The organism is Burkholderia sp. Nafp2/4-1b (genome assembly GCF_003635165.1).
Lineage (GTDB): Bacteria > Pseudomonadota > Gammaproteobacteria > Burkholderiales > Burkholderiaceae > Burkholderia.
In genome coordinates this window covers 245,967-262,506 of the sequence record NZ_ML058600.1, presented here as the reverse complement: position 1 = coordinate 262,506, position 16,540 = coordinate 245,967, and the positions used below count along the sequence as shown (strand labels likewise).

Annotated in this window: 17 protein-coding genes; 7 read left to right on the top strand and 10 right to left on the bottom strand. The window is 67.3% G+C overall.

Annotated elements, in window-relative coordinates; genetic code table 11:
* Nucleotides 1–160: 160 nt before the first annotated feature.
* The 10 genes from C7H84_RS09145 to C7H84_RS09100 all read right to left on the bottom strand — a co-directional run bounded on the left by C7H84_RS09145 (nt 161) and on the right by C7H84_RS09100 (nt 8,448).
* Nucleotides 161–634 carry a glycine zipper 2TM domain-containing protein gene (locus C7H84_RS09145; RefSeq protein ID WP_121858512.1) on the bottom strand — a complete coding sequence of 158 codons (474 nt, stop codon included), beginning with the start codon at nt 632–634 and terminating at the stop codon, nt 161–163.
* A gap of 19 nt (nt 635–653) precedes the next feature.
* Complete coding sequence (locus C7H84_RS09140; protein WP_121858511.1) at nt 654–1,592, bottom strand: carbohydrate kinase family protein; 939 nt, start codon at nt 1,590–1,592, stop codon at nt 654–656.
* Between the two features lie 94 nt (nt 1,593–1,686).
* The gene (tpx, locus tag C7H84_RS09135) at nt 1,687–2,190 is read right to left on the bottom strand and encodes a thiol peroxidase (RefSeq protein ID WP_121858510.1); all 504 of its coding nucleotides are present in this window, start codon (nt 2,188–2,190) and stop codon (nt 1,687–1,689) included.
* 72 nt (nt 2,191–2,262) lie between these two features.
* Nucleotides 2,263–3,657, bottom strand: a complete 1,395-nt coding sequence (locus tag C7H84_RS09130; protein WP_121858509.1) for a DUF3426 domain-containing protein — start codon at nt 3,655–3,657, stop codon at nt 2,263–2,265.
* A gap of 45 nt (nt 3,658–3,702) precedes the next feature.
* Entirely contained in the window at nt 3,703–4,605 is a 903-nt protein-coding gene (gene prmA, locus C7H84_RS09125; protein ID WP_121858508.1) for a 50S ribosomal protein L11 methyltransferase, read from the bottom strand.
* A gap of 2 nt (nt 4,606–4,607) precedes the next feature.
* Nucleotides 4,608–5,975, bottom strand: coding sequence for an acetyl-CoA carboxylase biotin carboxylase subunit (accC, locus tag C7H84_RS09120; RefSeq protein ID WP_121858507.1), 1,368 nt, complete (start codon nt 5,973–5,975; stop codon nt 4,608–4,610).
* Between the two features lie 84 nt (nt 5,976–6,059).
* Entirely contained in the window at nt 6,060–6,533 is a 474-nt protein-coding gene (gene accB / locus C7H84_RS09115; RefSeq protein ID WP_121858506.1) for an acetyl-CoA carboxylase biotin carboxyl carrier protein, read from the bottom strand.
* Nucleotides 6,534–6,597: 64 nt separating this feature from the next.
* Nucleotides 6,598–7,050, bottom strand: a complete 453-nt coding sequence (gene aroQ / locus C7H84_RS09110; protein WP_121858505.1) for a type II 3-dehydroquinate dehydratase — start codon at nt 7,048–7,050, stop codon at nt 6,598–6,600.
* Nucleotides 7,051–7,244: 194 nt separating this feature from the next.
* The gene (locus tag C7H84_RS09105; RefSeq protein WP_121858504.1) at nt 7,245–7,796 is read right to left on the bottom strand and encodes a TlpA disulfide reductase family protein; all 552 of its coding nucleotides are present in this window, start codon (nt 7,794–7,796) and stop codon (nt 7,245–7,247) included.
* Nucleotides 7,797–7,803: 7 nt separating this feature from the next.
* Entirely contained in the window at nt 7,804–8,448 is a 645-nt protein-coding gene (locus tag C7H84_RS09100) for a UDP-N-acetylmuramate--alanine ligase (RefSeq protein WP_121858565.1), read from the bottom strand.
* 233 nt (nt 8,449–8,681) lie between these two features.
* On the opposite strand from C7H84_RS09100, the gene mpl reads away from it, so the two are divergent.
* The 7 genes from mpl (at nt 8,682) to C7H84_RS09070 (ending at nt 16,489) form a co-directional block, all read left to right on the top strand.
* Nucleotides 8,682–10,067, top strand: coding sequence for a UDP-N-acetylmuramate:L-alanyl-gamma-D-glutamyl-meso-diaminopimelate ligase (gene mpl / locus C7H84_RS09095; protein WP_121858503.1), 1,386 nt, complete (start codon nt 8,682–8,684; stop codon nt 10,065–10,067).
* Nucleotides 10,064–10,633 carry a YqiA/YcfP family alpha/beta fold hydrolase gene (locus C7H84_RS09090; RefSeq protein ID WP_121858502.1) on the top strand — a complete coding sequence of 190 codons (570 nt, stop codon included), beginning with the start codon at nt 10,064–10,066 and terminating at the stop codon, nt 10,631–10,633. The genes mpl and C7H84_RS09090 overlap by 4 nt, the downstream gene beginning before the upstream one ends.
* Before the next feature lie 81 nt (nt 10,634–10,714).
* Nucleotides 10,715–12,826, top strand: coding sequence for an RNB domain-containing ribonuclease (locus C7H84_RS09085; RefSeq protein WP_121858501.1), 2,112 nt, complete (start codon nt 10,715–10,717; stop codon nt 12,824–12,826).
* The gene (gene aroE, locus C7H84_RS09080; RefSeq protein WP_121858500.1) at nt 12,823–13,689 is read left to right on the top strand and encodes a shikimate dehydrogenase; all 867 of its coding nucleotides are present in this window, start codon (nt 12,823–12,825) and stop codon (nt 13,687–13,689) included. The genes C7H84_RS09085 and aroE overlap by 4 nt, the downstream gene beginning before the upstream one ends.
* A 13-nt stretch (nt 13,690–13,702) precedes the next feature.
* Entirely contained in the window at nt 13,703–14,440 is a 738-nt protein-coding gene (gene mtgA, locus C7H84_RS09075) for a monofunctional biosynthetic peptidoglycan transglycosylase (protein ID WP_121858499.1), read from the top strand.
* A gap of 67 nt (nt 14,441–14,507) precedes the next feature.
* Nucleotides 14,508–14,669 (top strand): hypothetical protein, encoded by a 162-nt coding sequence (locus tag C7H84_RS36920; protein WP_205611409.1) that lies wholly within the window; start codon nt 14,508–14,510, stop codon nt 14,667–14,669.
* 209 nt (nt 14,670–14,878) lie between these two features.
* Nucleotides 14,879–16,489: a peptidase S10 gene (locus tag C7H84_RS09070; RefSeq protein ID WP_121858498.1), complete on the top strand. Its 1,611-nt coding sequence runs from the start codon at nt 14,879–14,881 to the stop codon at nt 16,487–16,489.
* The last annotated feature ends 51 nt before the right edge of the window (nt 16,490–16,540 follow it).

Here is a 16,540-nt window from a genome sequence, read left to right as displayed (position 1 = left end):
CTGGCTCAGATGGCGGGATTTTTTTCGTCCGCATCCAGCGGCCCGCCGGTGACCCGCATGGTGGCCGTCGGCCGTCGGCCGGGCGCGGACGAAAAAAAACGCATGTGCAGCGTCGCACATGCGTTCGACCGCGGCTTGCGCCGCGTGCTGAGGATGCTCTTTAGTGCGTGACGCGCGTGACACCGCCGCTCGACAGCAAGCGCACACGCTCGCCGGCGCGGAACATTTCGCCGCTCGCTGCCTGCGTGATCGAGCGCAGGTCGCCGTTATCGAGGCGCACGGTGATTTCGACACCGTTCGCCGTGCTGAGGTTTTGCCCGACCGCGTTACCCGCGACCGCGCCGACGAGGCCACCCGCGATGGCAGTCAGGATCGACCCCTTGCCGCCGCCGATCGCGCTGCCCGCGACTGCGCCGAGCGCACCGCCGCCGAGCGTGCCGACTGCACTGCCGCCGCCGTCGGACTGGATGCGCACTGCCCGAACGCTTTCGACCGTGCCCATGCGGACGGTCTGTTCGCGCTGCGCCTGGCCGACGCTATAGACATCCGCCGAGCCCGGCGCCGTGAAGCAGCCGGCGAGCGTCAGCGTGGCCGTCAGCATGGCCGCGAGCGTGAGGGTTTTTTGAGTCAACATCTTTGCTCTCCCACAATATTCATTTGAGACTGTACCCGAAGGCAGCCTCGAAGCGCGCGTCGATTTCGGCGCGCGTCAGTGCGTAAGTTTGAGGCCCCTGGTGGGCAATCTTGATCGAGCCCATCAGGCTCGCGAGGCGGCCCGTGGTTGCCCAGTCGAGGCCGTTCTCGATGCCGTACAGCAGGCCGCCCCGGAAGGCGTCGCCGCAGCCGGTCGGATCGACGACTCGCTCTGCTTGCACGACCGGAATCTGTTCTTCGCCGTTTTTGTGAAGAATGGTCGAGCCGTGCTCGCCGCGCGTGATGATCAACGCCTGAACCCGGCTGGCGATTTCCTGTTCGGACCAGCCCGTCTTGTCGCTGACGAGTTTGCCCTCGTAGTCGTTGACCGCGACGAAGGTCGCGAGTTCAATGATGCGGCGCAGCGTCGCACCGTCGAACAGCGGCAGGCCCTGGCCCGGATCGAAGATGAACGGGATGCCGGCCTTCGCGAACTGTTCGGCGTGCTGGACCATCCCGTCGAAGCCGTCGGGCGCGACGATGCCGAGCTTCACGCCCGGCACTTCGTCCGCGCGGTTCAGGTGCGACTGCATCATCGCGCCCGGGTGGAATGCGGTGATCTGGTTGTTGTCGAGATCGGTCGTGATCATCGCCTGCGCGGTGTGCGATTCGGGCAACACGCGCACGCTGTCCTTGGACAGGCCGAGACTGTCGAGACGCTCGAGATAGCGATCGGCGTCGTTCGCGCCGATCGTCGCCATGATGCGTGCGTCGCCGCCGAGCATGCGCAGCGCGTACGCGATGTTCCCCGCGCAACCGCCGAATTCGCGACGCATCGTCGGCACGAGGAAGCTCACGTTCAGAAGGTGAACCTGGTCGGGCAGGATGTGCTCGCGAAACCGGCCCTCGAAGGTCATGATGTTGTCGTAGGCGAGCGAGCCGCAAATCAGCGTAGTCAAGGCGTGCGTTCCTGTAGAGAGCAAAGGGAGGCGGCCGCCCGGACGGCGCGCGCAGGCCGTCGGGCCTCGCGCGGCAGGGCCGGGCGGCAGCGGATTACTTCAGTGCGGCGAGTGCGGCGTCGTAGTTCGGCTCGTCCTTGATCTCGCCGACGAGTTCCGCGTGGATCACGTTGTCCTGCGCGTCGAGCACGACGACCGCACGGGCCGTCAGGCCGTTCAGCGGGCCGCTCGTCACGTCGACGCCGTACGCGTTCGCGAATGCGCGGCCGCCGCGGAACGTCGAAGCCGTCACGACGTTCGCGAGGCCTTCGGTCGTGCAGAAGCGCGTGGCGGCAAACGGCAGGTCGCCGGACACGACGACCACGACCGTGTTGTCGAGCGACGACGCGGCTTCGTTGAACTTGCGGGTCGACGTCGCGCAGGTCGGCGTGTCGAGGCTCGGGACGATGTTCAGCACCTTGCGCTTGCCGGCGAAGCTCGCGAGCGACAGATCGGCGAGGTCCTTGCCGACCAGCTTGAAGTCGGGGGCTTGCGAGCCGACGGCCGGGAACGTGCCGGCGAGATCGATCGGGTTGCCACCCAGCGTAACTTTGCTCATGTTCGTGCTCCGAAATAGCGCGCCGCTGCGGCGCGCGGGTTGAGACGGCGCGCATGCGCGCGCCGCGGGGCGTCACGGATAGAAGATCTGGACGCGGAAATTCGAGGCCGGCGCGCCGTTGGTGTCGAGCCGGACGATCATCGTCTGCGTCGTGCCGGGCGGCAGCCCTGCGTCGATCGACATGCCCGGGCGCACGTAGTCGCGCGGCGCGAGCACGCGGCGCACGGTCACGTGATTCGTGTCGTCGAGCAGCGTCAGCTCGAGCGACGGGTACGCGAGCGGGACGCGGTAGCGGTTCGTCAGCGGCACCTTCAGCTCCAGCATGCGCGGGCCGTCAATCTGGCGCAGGTCGGTCGCCTCGAGCCGCAGCCCGTCGATCGCGCGCGGCGGCGTGACCTTGCAGCCGAGCGGTGCGCACGCCTGCCGGAACCAGCCCTGCGTGACGGGCCAGTAGATCATCACGGTTTCGCGCTGCCACCACGCGAGCTGCGCGACGAGCAGCACCGTGAGCGCGGCGGCGACGAGGCCGCCGAAAAAGCCGCCGAGCATCCCGCGTTGCTGCGGCGCGCGCGTCTCGCGCGTCACGGCGAAGGGCGGGCGGTCGTCGTCGGTCGGTGCGGCGGGGAAGGGGGCGGCCAGCGGGACGGCCGGTTGAGCCGCCGGTTCGACGTTCGATTGGAGGGCTGGCTCGGCCGGCTCGCTGGCCGCTGCGGCCGCGCGTTCGTCCGCGCGGGTGTCCGGGGCGGATGCGGATTCGGATTCGGCCTGCACCGGCCGGAATGCGAAGCGCGGCTCGCGCGGTGCGTGTTCGTCGTCGGGCACGGAGAAATGCAGGGTGCCGGCCGGTTCGGCGGGCCCGGCTGCGGCGGGTCCGGCCGACGGCTCGGGCGCGACGAAGCGCGGTTCGCGCGGGTCGGGTTCGGGCGGCCGTGTGAGCGATTCGTCGGCTTCACGCAGCGCCGCCGCATCCGCTGCTTCGGGTTCGGTGAATTGCCCGCCGGCAGCGTGCAGTTCGGCGGGGCCGGACGCGAACGGGGCGGGGGTGCCGGACAGGTGAACGACACCGGCGTCCGTGGACGGCAGCGCGAGCGGCACCAGCGGTTCGGTACGCACGGTCTGCCCGTTGTGCTGCAGGGACGGGTCGACGCCGGCATCGAGCCAGGGCGCCCACATGTCCCAGCCTTCGGGCTTGTAGTCGGCGCCGGAGGCCGGCCCGACCGGTGCGCCGGTGGCGAACAGCCGCGCGGGCGCGGCTTCGTGTTGCGGGTTGGCGGCGGCCGGCTCGGCCGGTACCGCTTCGGTCAGCGCGGGCTCCGGCTGCCGCGCCGGATCGGGCACGAGCGACTGCGATGCGTTGAAGACCTGCTCGCAGTGTCCGCAGCGCACGAGGCCGTCATGCAGCGACAGCTGTTCCTGCTGCAGCCGGAAGACGGTTTCGCAATGAGGGCAGCGCGTCGCAAGAAGCATGTCGAGCCGGGCGGCCTGCTGGCCAGAGTGAAGGACAGCGCTATTCTAATGGCTTTCGCGCCGGGTTCCGGCCAGGCATACCCAACCTTCGTGTTCCCGCCAGACCGAGATGTCGACGTAGCGCGCATAGACGGCCGCGACCTCGTCCGCCTGGCGTGCGAGCACGCCCGACAGCGCGATGCGCCCGCCCGGTTTCACCTTCGACGCCAGCATCGACGCCATCAGCTTCAGCGGGTTCGACAGGATGTTCGCGACGACGATGTCGAATTCGCCGGCCGGGCATGCATCGGGCAGTCCGTACGTGACTTCCGCACGGTTGCGTTCGCTGTTCTGCCGCGCCGATTCGACCGCCTGCGGATCGATGTCGATGCCGACCACGGGGTTCGCCCCGCATTTCTGCGCGAGGATCGCGAGAATGCCCGAGCCGCAGCCGTAGTCGAGGACCGACTGGCCGGGCTTCACCGACTGTTCGAGCCACTCCATGCAGAGACGCGTGGTGGGATGGCTGCCGGTGCCGAATGCGAGGCCCGGGTCGAGTTCGAGGATCAGCGCGTCGGGGTCGGGTGCGTCGTGCCAGGACGGCACGACCCAGATGCGCTCGCCGATCGGAATCGGCTCGAACTGCGACTGCGTGAGCCGTACCCAGTCCTGTTCCTCGACTTCGCGCACGTCGAACTTCGGCGGCTCGGCGACACCGATCTCGTTCAGGGCTGCCGTGAGCAACACGGCCGGCTCGTGATCGGGCGACAGCAGCGCGATCACGCGCGAGTGCTGCCACGCGGTGCGGTCGGGAACCAGGCCGGGCTCGCCGAAGAGCGGCTGTTCGTCGGGCGTGTCGGCGTCGGCGTCTTCGACGGACACCGACAGCGCGCCGAGATCGAGCAGCGCGTCGGACAGCGCCTCCGCATGCTCACGGGCCAGTTCGACGACGAGTTCGCGATAGCTCATGCTTACGCTTCTTCCGGTGCGACTTGCTGCTTCTGCGCGAGCCGGTTTTCGAGGTAATGGATGCTGGTGCCGCCTTCGACGAACTTCGAGTCGATCATCAGCTCGCGGTGCAGCGGGATGTTGGTCTGGATGCCTTCGACGACCATTTCCGACAGCGCGATGCGCATCCGGCGGATCGCCTGGTCGCGCGTCGCGCCGTAGGTGATCAGCTTGCCGATCATCGAATCATAGTTCGGCGGCACGAAATAGCCATTGTAGGCATGCGAGTCGACGCGCACGCCGGGGCCGCCCGGCGTATGCCACGACGTGATCCGGCCCGGCGACGGCGTGAACTTGAACGGATCTTCCGCGTTGATCCGGCATTCGATCGCATGTCCGCGGAACTGGATGTCGCGCTGGCGCAGCGCGAGCTTCTCGCCGGCCGCGATGCGGATCTGTTCCTGCACGATGTCGACGCCCGTGATCATCTCCGACACCGGGTGCTCGACCTGCACGCGCGTGTTCATCTCGATGAAGTAGAACTCGTTGTTCTCGTACAGGAATTCGAACGTGCCCGCGCCGAGGTAGCCCATCTTCTTGCACGCGTCCGCGCAGCGGTCGCCGATGCGCTCGATCAGGCGGCGCGGAATGCCGGGCGCCGGCGCTTCCTCGATCACCTTCTGGTGACGGCGCTGCATCGAGCAGTCGCGCTCGCCGAGCCAGATCGCGTTCTTGTGCGCATCGGACAGCACCTGGATTTCGATGTGGCGCGGGTTCTCGAGGAACTTCTCCATGTACACCTGCGGGTTGCCGAACGCACGGCCGGCTTCCTCGCGGGTCATGTTGACTGCGTTGACGAGCGCGGCTTCGGTGTGCACGACGCGCATCCCGCGCCCGCCGCCGCCGCCCGCCGCCTTGATGATGACCGGATAGCCGATCGAGCGCGCAATCTTGACGATTTCCTTCGGATCTTCCGGCAACGCGCCTTCCGAGCCCGGCACGCACGGCACGCCGGTCTTGATCATCGTCTGCTTCGCGGTGACCTTGTCACCCATCATGCGGATCGTTTCCGGGCGCGGGCCGATGAACGTGAAGCCCGACTGCTCGACGCGTTCCGCGAAATCGGCGTTCTCCGACAGGAAGCCGTAGCCGGGGTGGATCGCCTCGGCATCGGTGACTTCCGCGGCGCTGATCAGCGCCGGCATGTTCAGGTAGCTCAGGTTCGACGGGGCCGGGCCGATACAGACGGCTTCGTCCGCGAGGCGCACGTACTTGGCTTCCTTGTCGGCTTCCGAGTAGACGACCACCGTCTTGACGCCGAGTTCGCGGCACGCGCGCTGGATGCGCAGCGCGATTTCACCGCGGTTGGCAATGAGGATTTTTTCAAACATAGCGAGTATTCGTCTCTTCGAGGGGCGCGCGAACGGCGCCTGGCGAGCATCGGCGGCGCGCGGCCGTCGGGCCGCGCGGCGGACTTAGCCGATCACGAAAAGCGGCTGGCCGTATTCGACGGCCTGGCCGTTCTCGACGAGGATTTCCTTGATCACGCCGGCCTTGTCCGACTCGATCTCGTTGAGCAGCTTCATCGCTTCGATGATGCAGATGGTCTGGCCTTCCTTGACCGTGTCGCCGACCTGGACGAACGGGTCTGCACCCGGCGACGGCGCGCGATAGAACGTGCCGACCATCGGCGACGTCACGACGTGGCCTTGCGGGACCGCCGGGGCGGCCGCACCGCCCGCTGCCGGAGCAGCGGCGCCGTCGGTCGGCAGCGCGGCCGACGGAGCGGGCGCGCTGACTTGCGGGGCATACCCAGCCGTCGGCTGCACGTAGACCGGCGGCGCGTTCTTGACGATACGCACCTTGCCTTCGCCTTCCGTCACTTCCAGCTCGGAGATGCCGGATTCGGAAACGAGGTCGATCAGAGTTTTCAGCTTACGAAGATCCATCGGGAATTCCCCTTTCAATACGTGAAAGCGCCGGTGAGACCGGCGCTGAATCTAGATCGCGAAATCAGCCGCGCGACGCGCCTTGCAGCTTGTCCAGCGCGTACTCGAGCGCGTACAGATAACCTTTCCAGCCAAGCCCGCAGATGACGCCTTCGGCCTGGTCGGAAAAGTAGGAGTGATGCCTGAACGCTTCGCGGCGGTGCACGTTCGACAGATGAATCTCGACGAACGGGATGCCAACGCCGGCGATCGCGTCCCGGATCGCGACGCTCGTGTGCGTATACGCGGCGGGATTGATCAGGATGTAATCGGTCTGTTCCTGCCGCGCGGCCTGGATGCGGTCGACGAGTGCGCCTTCATGATTGCTCTGGAAGGACGACAGTTCGGCGCCGGCGTCCTGCGCCCGTGCGGCCAGCGCCTGATCGATCTGCGCGAGCGTGACGCGGCCGTACACCTCCGGTTCCCGGGTGCCGAGAAGGTTCAGGTTGGGGCCGTGCAGCACCAGCAATCGTGTCATGGTCGCTTCTATTTCTGCGGAATTGCGCGAACTTTAGCGCTATTTAGAGAAATTTGTCTAGTTTTGCCGAACGGCCGAGCGCGCGGGACCTGCAAGAATTACCGGCCCGACCGCAAAGTATCGGCGAATTGACGTGAAATTGCGGCGATCCACGCATAAATCGCCGCGAACGTGCGGGCGGCCGCTCCGCGCCTTCACAGCGCGTCGAGGGTCTTTTTCAGCTCGGCCGGCTGGATTTGTCCTAATTTTGTCTCGCGGATCTTGCCGGTTTCGTCGATCACGACCGTAAAAGGCAGCGCACCGGCCGTGTTTCCGAAATTACGGGCCAGATCGGCGCCCGCGTATCCGCTGACGAAAACCGGGTAGTCGACCTTCACCTTCTGCAGGAAGTTCTTCACGTTCTGGTCGGAATCGACGCCGATCCCGATGAAGCGGATCCCTTTCTGCTTGTATTGATGCGACAGCGCGACGAGCTCCGGCATCTCCTCCACGCACGGGCCGCACCACGACGCCCAGAAATTGACCACGACCTTCTGGCCCTTGAAGGAGGCGAGCGACGCCGGCTTGCCGTCGATGCCGGTCAGCGAGGCGGCCCACAACTGATCGACCGGATTGCCCTGCGCGGGTGCGGCGACGGCGATACCGTCGTCGGCGCTGCCGCCGCGGAACCAGTGGCCGGCGGCGAGCCCGCCAGCGACGGCGGCGGCCGCGACTACCGCGAGCACCAACATGCGTTTCATCATCATCGTTGAATCATTCCGGTTCGGAAGGAGCGTTGCCGGCCTCGAGCAGCGCGCGCAACGCGGCGGCATCCGCACGGGCCACGCGGCCGCGGGCGTCGGCCTTGACCGCGCCGCGCAGGTCGTCGCTCGCGTAGAGCGCGACGTGAATGCCGATCGCGTCGACGTCGCGGCGCGGGCGCCACAGGAAGCTGAGCGTCTCGACGTCGGCGCGACCGGCGAAATGCCGGGTCTCGGACACGTCGTACTGAACGTTCTGGTTCAGCAGGTAGATCGCGACGTCCTTCGGGTTGTCGGTGAACAGCTGCAAATGGATGTCCGAATGCTCGTTCGCGGTGCCGTGCAGCACCGCACCCGTCACATACGGATTGAACTCGGCGAGCCGGCGCATCCAGTCGAGTGCGATCTCGCGCAGGCGGCGCAGTTCGTCCGGTTGCGTGTCGCTCTGGAACAGCGCCAGGAACTCGCGCAGTTCTTCCTCGATCAGGTCGTTATCCGGCAGCCATTCGCCGGCAACGCGCGCATCGCCGAACAACTGGCGGGCGGCCTTGCGTTTCGCGCTGGCGTAATCGAGGCCGTCTTCCGCGATCAGGCGGGCGGCGGACTGGGCGATTTCCTCGCGGGCGCGCCGCGGGTCGACAAGGGGTTTGCGAGACATGATCCGGCAATCATACTCGATCGCCGCCACGGCCGAACCCGGTGCACCCGCGTGCCGCCCGATGCGCCGCGCGGCACGTCGATCCGTCGTTCGGGCCGCCGGGCACGGCGGGCCGTCAGTTACAATGACGGTCTTTGTGTCGCGGCGCAAGTCGTTGGCCGGGCGGCCCGTCCGGCGTGCCGCAGACCATCTTTCCGAATCGACGGCGCCCGGCGGCGCGAAAGCATTCATCTATGCACATCCACATTCTTGGCATCTGCGGCACCTTCATGGGCGGTCTCGCCGTGCTCGCGCGCGAGGCGGGCCACACGGTGACGGGTTGCGACGCGGGCGTCTATCCGCCGATGAGCACGCAGCTCGAGGCGCAGGGCATCACGCTGATCGAGGGCTACGGCGCCGAGCAGATCGACCTGAAGCCCGACCTGTTCGTGATCGGCAACGTCGTCACGCGCGGCAACCCGCTGATGGAGGCGATCCTCGATCGCGGCCTGCCGTACGTGTCCGGCCCGCAATGGCTCGGCGAGCACGTGCTCGCCGGCAAGTGGGTGCTGGCGGTGGCCGGCACGCACGGCAAGACGACCACGTCGTCGATGCTCGCGTGGCTGCTGGAAGATGCCGGCCTGAATCCGGGCTTCCTGATCGGCGGCGTGCCGCTGAACTTCGGCGTGTCGGCACGGCTGACCGATTCGAGCTTCTTCGTGATCGAGGCCGACGAATACGATACGGCGTTCTTCGACAAGCGCTCGAAGTTCGTCCACTACCGGCCGCGCACCGCGGTACTCAACAACCTCGAATTCGATCACGCCGACATCTTCCCGGATCTCGCCGCGATCGAAACGCAATTCCACCATCTCGTGCGCACCGTGCCGGGCATCGGCCGGATCGTCACGAACGGCCGTTCCGACGCGCTGGAGCGCGTGCTCGCGCGCGGCTGCTGGAGCGACGTCGAGCGCTTCGGCGTCGACGGCGGCTGGCAGGCGTTGCCGGCCGAGGACGGCGTGCCGGTCGACACGCGCTTCGCGGTGTATTCGCAGGCCGAGCGCGTCGGAGAAGTCGCGTGGCAGGTGCAGGGCGACCACAACCGGATGAACGCGCTCGCGGCGATCGCCGCCGCGCGCCACGTCGGCGTGCCGCCCGCGCAGGCCGCCGAATCGCTCGCATCGTTCCGCAACGTGAAGCGCCGGATGGAAGTGCGCGGCAGCGTGGACGGCGTGACCGTCTACGACGACTTCGCGCACCATCCGACCGCGATCGACACCACGATCGCCGGCCTTCGTGCGCGAATCGGCCGTCAAAATGCCCGCATTCTCGCGGTGCTCGAGCCGCGCTCGAACACGATGAAGCTCGGCGTGATGAAGGCGCAACTGCCGGCCAGCCTTGCCGACGCCGATCTCGTGTTCGGTTACGGCGCACCGACCGGGCGCGACGCGCTCGGCTGGAACCTCGGCGATGCGCTCGCGCCGCTCGGCGACAAGGCCCGCGCGTTCGACGATCTCCATCTGCTGGTGAAGGCAGTCGTCGCCGCCGCGCGCCCCGGCGATCACGTGCTCGTGATGAGCAACGGCGGGTTCGGCGGCGTGCACCAGAAGCTGCTCGATGCGCTCGGGAGCCGCGCGTGATCCTGTACCTGCACGGGTTCCGGTCGTCGCCGGAGTCGCAGAAGTCGCGGCTGCTCGCCGCGCGCATGGCCGAGCTCGGGCGCACGCACGAGTGGCGCTGCCCGTCGCTGTCGGTGTCGCCGCTGGAGGCGATCGCCGTCGCCGAGGCCGAAGTGGCCGGTGCGCGCGACGTGACGGTGATCGGCAGCTCGCTCGGCGGCTACTACGCGACCTGGCTCGCCGAGCAGCACGGCTGGAAGGCGGTGCTGCTGAATCCGGCGATCGTGCCGCAGCGCGATCTCGAACAGCATCTGGGCGAACAGCCGTTATGGCACGGCGGCGGGTCGATCGTCGTCGAACGCCGCTACCTGCAGGAGCTCGATGCGCTGCGCGTGCCGGCGATTTCGCGGCCCGAACGCTACTATCTGTTCGCGGCGACGGGCGACGAAGTGCTGGACTACCGCGAGATGCTCGCCCACTACCCGGGCGCGAAAACGCGCGTGATCGAAGGCAGCGATCACGGAATCAGCGAATTTGCCGACTATGTCGACGACGTTCTCGCTTTTTGCGACGACAGAACGTCATGAAACCGGCGTCATGCCGATCGAATTCCCATCATCATGCGGCGCCGTTCATCCGGCGCCCGGCAGTCTGAACGAGAGTACTGAGTGAACGTTTTCTTCGAGGAATCGGGCAGTTTCAAGGCGGGCAGCGTGCTGTCGCGCCAGGGCGACGCGTTTCAGGTCGAGTTGCCCGGCGGGCGGCGGGCGAAGGTGCGCGCGAAAGACGTGCTGATCGAATTCGACAAGCCGGCCGCGAGCGAGCTGATGCAGGAAGCCGACACGGCCGCGCAGCAGATCGACCTGGATTTCCTGTGGGAATGCGCGCCGGCCGAGGAGTTCGCCTATACGGCGCTGGCCTCGGAATACTTCGGCGCGACCTACGGCCCCGTCGAGCGCGCGGCACTGGTGCTGCGGCTGCACGGCTCGCCCGTCTACTTCCGCCGCAAGGGGCGCGGCCAGTACCAGCGCGCGCCGGAAGAGCAGCTCAAGATGGCGCTCGCATCGCTCGAGCGCAAGCGCCAGCAGGCGCTCGTGCAGGCGCAGTATGAAGAGGAACTGAAGGCCGGCAAGCTGCCGGAAGCGTTCGCGGGCAAGGTGCTCGGGCTGCTGACGCGGCCGGACAAGAACGCGATCGAATACAAGGCGATGGAAGCGGCGGCCGGCGCGCGCGGCGTGTCGCCGGCGCGGCTGATGCTCGACTGCGGCGGCATCGAGTCGCCGCGTGCGCTGCACGAGGCGCGCTTCCTCGCGGAATTCTTTCCGCATGGCACGGGCTTTCCGCCCGTCACGGTCGGCCCGCTGCCGGACGACCTGCCGCGCGCGAACGTCGAGGCGTTCTCGATCGACGACATCACGACGACCGAAATCGACGACGCGTTCTCGGTCGAACACCTGGCCGACGGTCGCGTGCGGATCGGCGTGCACATCGCGGCCCCGGCGCTCGGCATCGTGCGCGGCGATGCGGTCGACGCGATCGCGCGCACGCGCCTGTCGACCGTCTACATGCCGGGCGACAAGATCACGATGCTGCCGGACGACGTCGTCGACGTGTTCACGCTGAAAGAGGGCGACTACCGCCCGGCGCTGTCGCTGTACATCATCGTCAACCGCGAGACGCAGGACATCGTCGCGAACGAGACGCGCGCCGAACTCGTGTTCGTGAAGAACAACCTGCGCCACAACACGCTCGACGAGCTCGTCAACGAAGAGACGCTCGCGGCCGGCACCGGCGACTATCCGCACAAGGACGACATCGCCGTGCTGTGGCCGCTCGCGCAGGCACTGTTCGAGAAGCGCCAGGTCGCGCGCGCGGGCTACGGCCTGAAGCGCGAAGTGCAGCGCAATACCGACTACAACTTCTACGTCGAAGGCGAGCACGTGTCGATCACGCCGCGTCGCCGCGGATCGCCGCTCGACCTGATCGTGTCGGAACTCGCGATTCTCGCGAACTCGACGTGGGGCGCGTTCCTGCACGATCACACGGTGCCGGGCATCTACCGTTCGCAGCGCGGCTTCGGCGCGCCGGGCCCGAAGCGCACGCGGATGCAGACGACGGCCGCGCCGCACGAAGGCCTCGGCGTCGCGCAGTACGCGTGGAGCACGTCGCCGCTGCGCCGCTACGTCGACCTGGTCAACCAGTGGCAGCTGCTCGCGTGCGTGCAGCACGGCGTCACCGCGAAACTCGCCGCGCCGTTCAAGCCGAAGGACGCCGATCTCTACGCGGTCGTGCAGGGCTTCGACGACACCTATACCGCGTACGCCGACTACCAGCGCCGGATGGAATATTTCTGGTGCCTGCGCTGGCTCAAGCAGGAGCAGAAGAAACAGGTCGTCGCGAGCGTCGTGAAGGGCGATCTGGTGCGCCTCGAGGAAATTCCGCTGCTGCTGCACGTGCCGGGGCTCGGCGTGCATGCGCGCGGCACGCGCGTGCTGCTCGACGTGATGTCGCTCGACGAGCTGACGATCGAGGCGTCGGTGCGACTCTTGAACGTGCTCGACGCGCCGACCGTGACGAGCGGCGACGCGGCGGACGACGAAGACGATAACGAAGGCGACAACGAAGGCGGCGAGGACACGCTGGTCGATGCGGAGGACGCGTCGGCAGAGGCCGAAGCCGAAGCGCTGGCTGAAGCGGACGGCGCGTCGGCCGAAGGCGGCGAGGCCGCGAACGGCAACGGCCAGCAAGGCGCGGAAAGCGAAGAGGGGCGCGCATCATGAGCGCAGTCGCGTCGCTGAGCGGCGTCGACCGCTACGTGGTGTTCGGCAATCCGGTGGCGCACAGCAAGTCGCCGTTCATCCATGCGCAGTTCGCCGCGCAGACGGGCGAGGCGATCGACTACCAGCACCGGCTCGCGCCGGTCGACGGTTTCGAGGCCGCGGTGCGCGCGTTCGTCGCCGAAGGCGGCCGAGGTGCGAACGTGACGGTGCCGTTCAAGCTCGACGCGCATGCGCTCGCCAACACGCTGTCGCCGCGCGCGGCCGCGGCGGGCGCGGTGAACACGCTGCGCATCGAGGCCGACGGCAGCATCCACGGCGACAACACCGACGGCGTCGGCCTCGTGCGCGACATCGAACTGAATCTGGGCGTGTCGCTCGCGGGCGCGCGCATCCTGCTGCTCGGGGCGGGCGGCGCTGCGCGCGGCGTCGTGCTGCCGCTGCTCGACCGCGCGCCGCTGTCGGTCACGATCGTGAACCGCACCGCGAGCAAGGCCGAGGCGCTCGTCAGCCAGTTCATGCAGGCCGCGCACGATGCGGGCTGCATGCTGGCGGGCGGCGGGCCGGAGATCGTGCGAGCGGAGCCGTACGACGTGATCGTCAACGCGACGGCCGGCAGCCTCGATGCGGCGCTGCCCGAGTGCGACGCGGCCGCGTTCGGCGCCGGCACGCTCGCGTACGACATGATGTACGGCGCGCAGCCGACCGTGTTCATGCAGCATGCGGCCTCGCTCGGCGCGCGTACGGCCGACGGGCTCGGGATGCTGGTCGAGCAGGCGGCCGAATCGTTCTTCATCTGGCGCGGCGTGCGGCCGGACGGCGCACCGGTGCTGGCCGCGCTGCGCCAAGCGCTCGCGGCGGCCTGAGCGGAGCACGGCAGTGGCGGCGGTGAGCGGCACGCAGCGCACGCGCACGGTGGGGCTGACCCGCTGGCTCGTCTATGCGGGTTCGGTGTTCGCGGGCGCATGGCTCGCGACGCAGCTGTTCTATCTCGTGCAGATCGCGGCGTGGTCGTTCATCAATCCCGGTTCGACCGCGTTCATGCGCACCGACGCATGGTGGTTGTCGCGCGACACGCCGCCCGCGCGGATCCAGCATCAATGGGTGCCGTACGACCAGATCTCGCGCAACCTGAAGCGCGCGCTGATCGCTTCGGAGGATTCGACCTTCGCGACCAACAACGGCTACGACGTCGACGCGATCCTGCAGGCGTGGGAGAAGAACAAGGCGCGCGGCCGGATCGTCGCGGGCGGTTCGACGATCACGCAGCAACTCGCGCGCAACCTGTTCCTGTCGCGCGAGAAGAGCTACATCCGCAAGGGGCAGGAACTGATCATCACGTGGATGCTCGAGACGGTGCTCGACAAGGAGCGGATCTTCGAGATCTATCTGAATTCGGTCGAATGGGGCCGCGGCGTGTACGGCGCCGAAGCCGCCGCGCGCTATTACTACAAGATTCCCGCGAGCCGGCTCGGCGCATGGCAGTCGGCGCGCCTCGCGGTGATGCTGCCGAAGCCGCGCTGGTTCGACGCGCATCGCGGCTCGGCCTACCAGGCGCAGCGCGCGGCCGTCATCGCGCGCAGGATGGGCGCCGCCGAGCTGCCGCAATCGCAGTGAGCGGCGCGCTCCCGCCGTCGTATTTTCCGTTCCGTCGCCGGTGCGCCATTGGTGCACTGCAGCGCGAATGGGGCGCCCGCACGTCGTGCCACAATCATTAGACGAAATCGTCTATTTCGCTTTCCTGACCAATGCCTTCGGCGGCGTCCATTTGTTTGCCGATACGGCACGAAATCCGCTTGAATCAAGTGTCGCCTGGCAAACGCGAAAGCCGATGAAAGGCGGCTGAAAAACGATGGTTCGTCATTCGAAGCATTGTTGAAAGGTGTGCACCGCACCGAACGTGCATCCCTCCACGCTCGAATATTTCCAAATTTTTCAAAGCCCACCCGCTCGCGTATATTGGCCAGCGCCTCGGCTTATCGGCCGCAATCGAGGCGGGGGGCGGCTTATCCGGCTGCTCGACACACAAAAACATTCGAGAGAAGGAAAGCAACGATGCCAGCGAGCAAAGCGAAGCTGTTGTTGGGAGTTGTGTTCTCTTCGCTGATTCTGACGGCCTGCAACGACGACCTGACGTCGTCCGCCGCAGCAGGCACCGACAATTCAGCCGATCCCGCCGCGCAGGCGGACAGGCCGTACAACGATCCGAACAGTTATTCATCGAGTGCGAGCGCGTCGCTCGACGCGTCCGCCGCGGTCGAAAAGGCCGCCGTCACCCATCACCAGATCACGCTGAACGGCCAGACGATCCGTTACACGGCCACCGCCGGCCACCTCGTCGCGCGCAACCCGCAGACGGGCGCGCCCGAAGCATCGTTCTTCTACGTCGCGTACACCGCCGACAACCAGCCCGCGAGCAAGCGGCCCGTCACGTTCCTGTACAACGGCGGCCCCGGCTCCGCATCGGTGTGGCTGCATCTCGGCTCGTTCGGTCCGAAGCGGATCCAGACGGGCGACCCGAACGCGAACGCGTCGACATTCCCGTTCGTCGACAACGCGGAAAGCCTGCTCGACACGACCGATCTCGTGTTCGTCGATGCGATCGGCACCGGCTTCTCGGAGGCGATCGCGCCGAACACGAACCAGACCTTCTGGGGCGTCGACCAGGACGGCGGCGCGTTCCGTGACTTCGTCACGCGCTACATCGCCGTGAACCAGCGCGACGCGTCGCCAAAATACCTGTTCGGGGAGTCGTACGGCACACCGCGCACCGACGTGCTCGCGAACCTGCTCGAGACGGCCGGCGTGAAACTCGCCGGCATCGTGCTGCAGTCGTCGATCCTGAACTACAACGCGAACTGCGACATGGCGAGCGACTACATCGGCAACTCGAACAACGGTTCGAGCCCGGTGAGCTGCGCGGGCTTCGTGCCGTCGTACGGCACGGTCGGCGCGTACTACCAGCTCGACAATCCGAACCCGTCGAACCTGCCGCAGTACGCGGACCAGATGCGCCAGCTGACGGCCGGCAGCTACGCGCCCGCCGTGAACGCGTATCTCGCGAGCCACACGCCGCCGCCGCCGAGCCTCGTCACGACGATGTCGAACTCGACCGGCGTGAAGCAGGCGCTGTGGAATGCGGACTTCAACGTGGTGCCGACCTTCTTCGACAACAGCGTCCAGGTGTCGCTGATCCCGGGCACGCTGATCGGCCGCTACGACGCACGCGTGAACGTGCCGTCGTCGAGCCCGCTCGCGGCCGACGGCGATCCGTCGAGCACGTTCATCACGAAGCCGTTCACCGACACGATCGGCAGCTACCTGCCGAACGTGCTGAAGTACAGCGCGCAGTCCGCGTATTCGGTCAGCAGCAATGCGATCCAGACCTGGGACTGGTCGCACGACGGCCTCGCGATGCCCGACACGATCCCCGATCTCGCCGCCGCGCTGACGCTGAATCCGTCGCTGAAGGTGCTGTCGCTGAACGGGTATCACGACATCGCGACGCCGTTCTACCAGACCGAGCTCGACCTCGCGCGGCTCGGGTCGCAACCGAACCTGACGATCAAGGACTATCAGGGTGGGCACATGGTCTATCTCGACGACACGTCGCGTCCGCAGGAGAAAGCCGACCTCGTGGCGTTCTACAACGCGGCCGCGCACTGATGCGATGGGCTGGCCCGGCGATGCGCGCCCGTGGCGGCGCGGCTCGCCGGC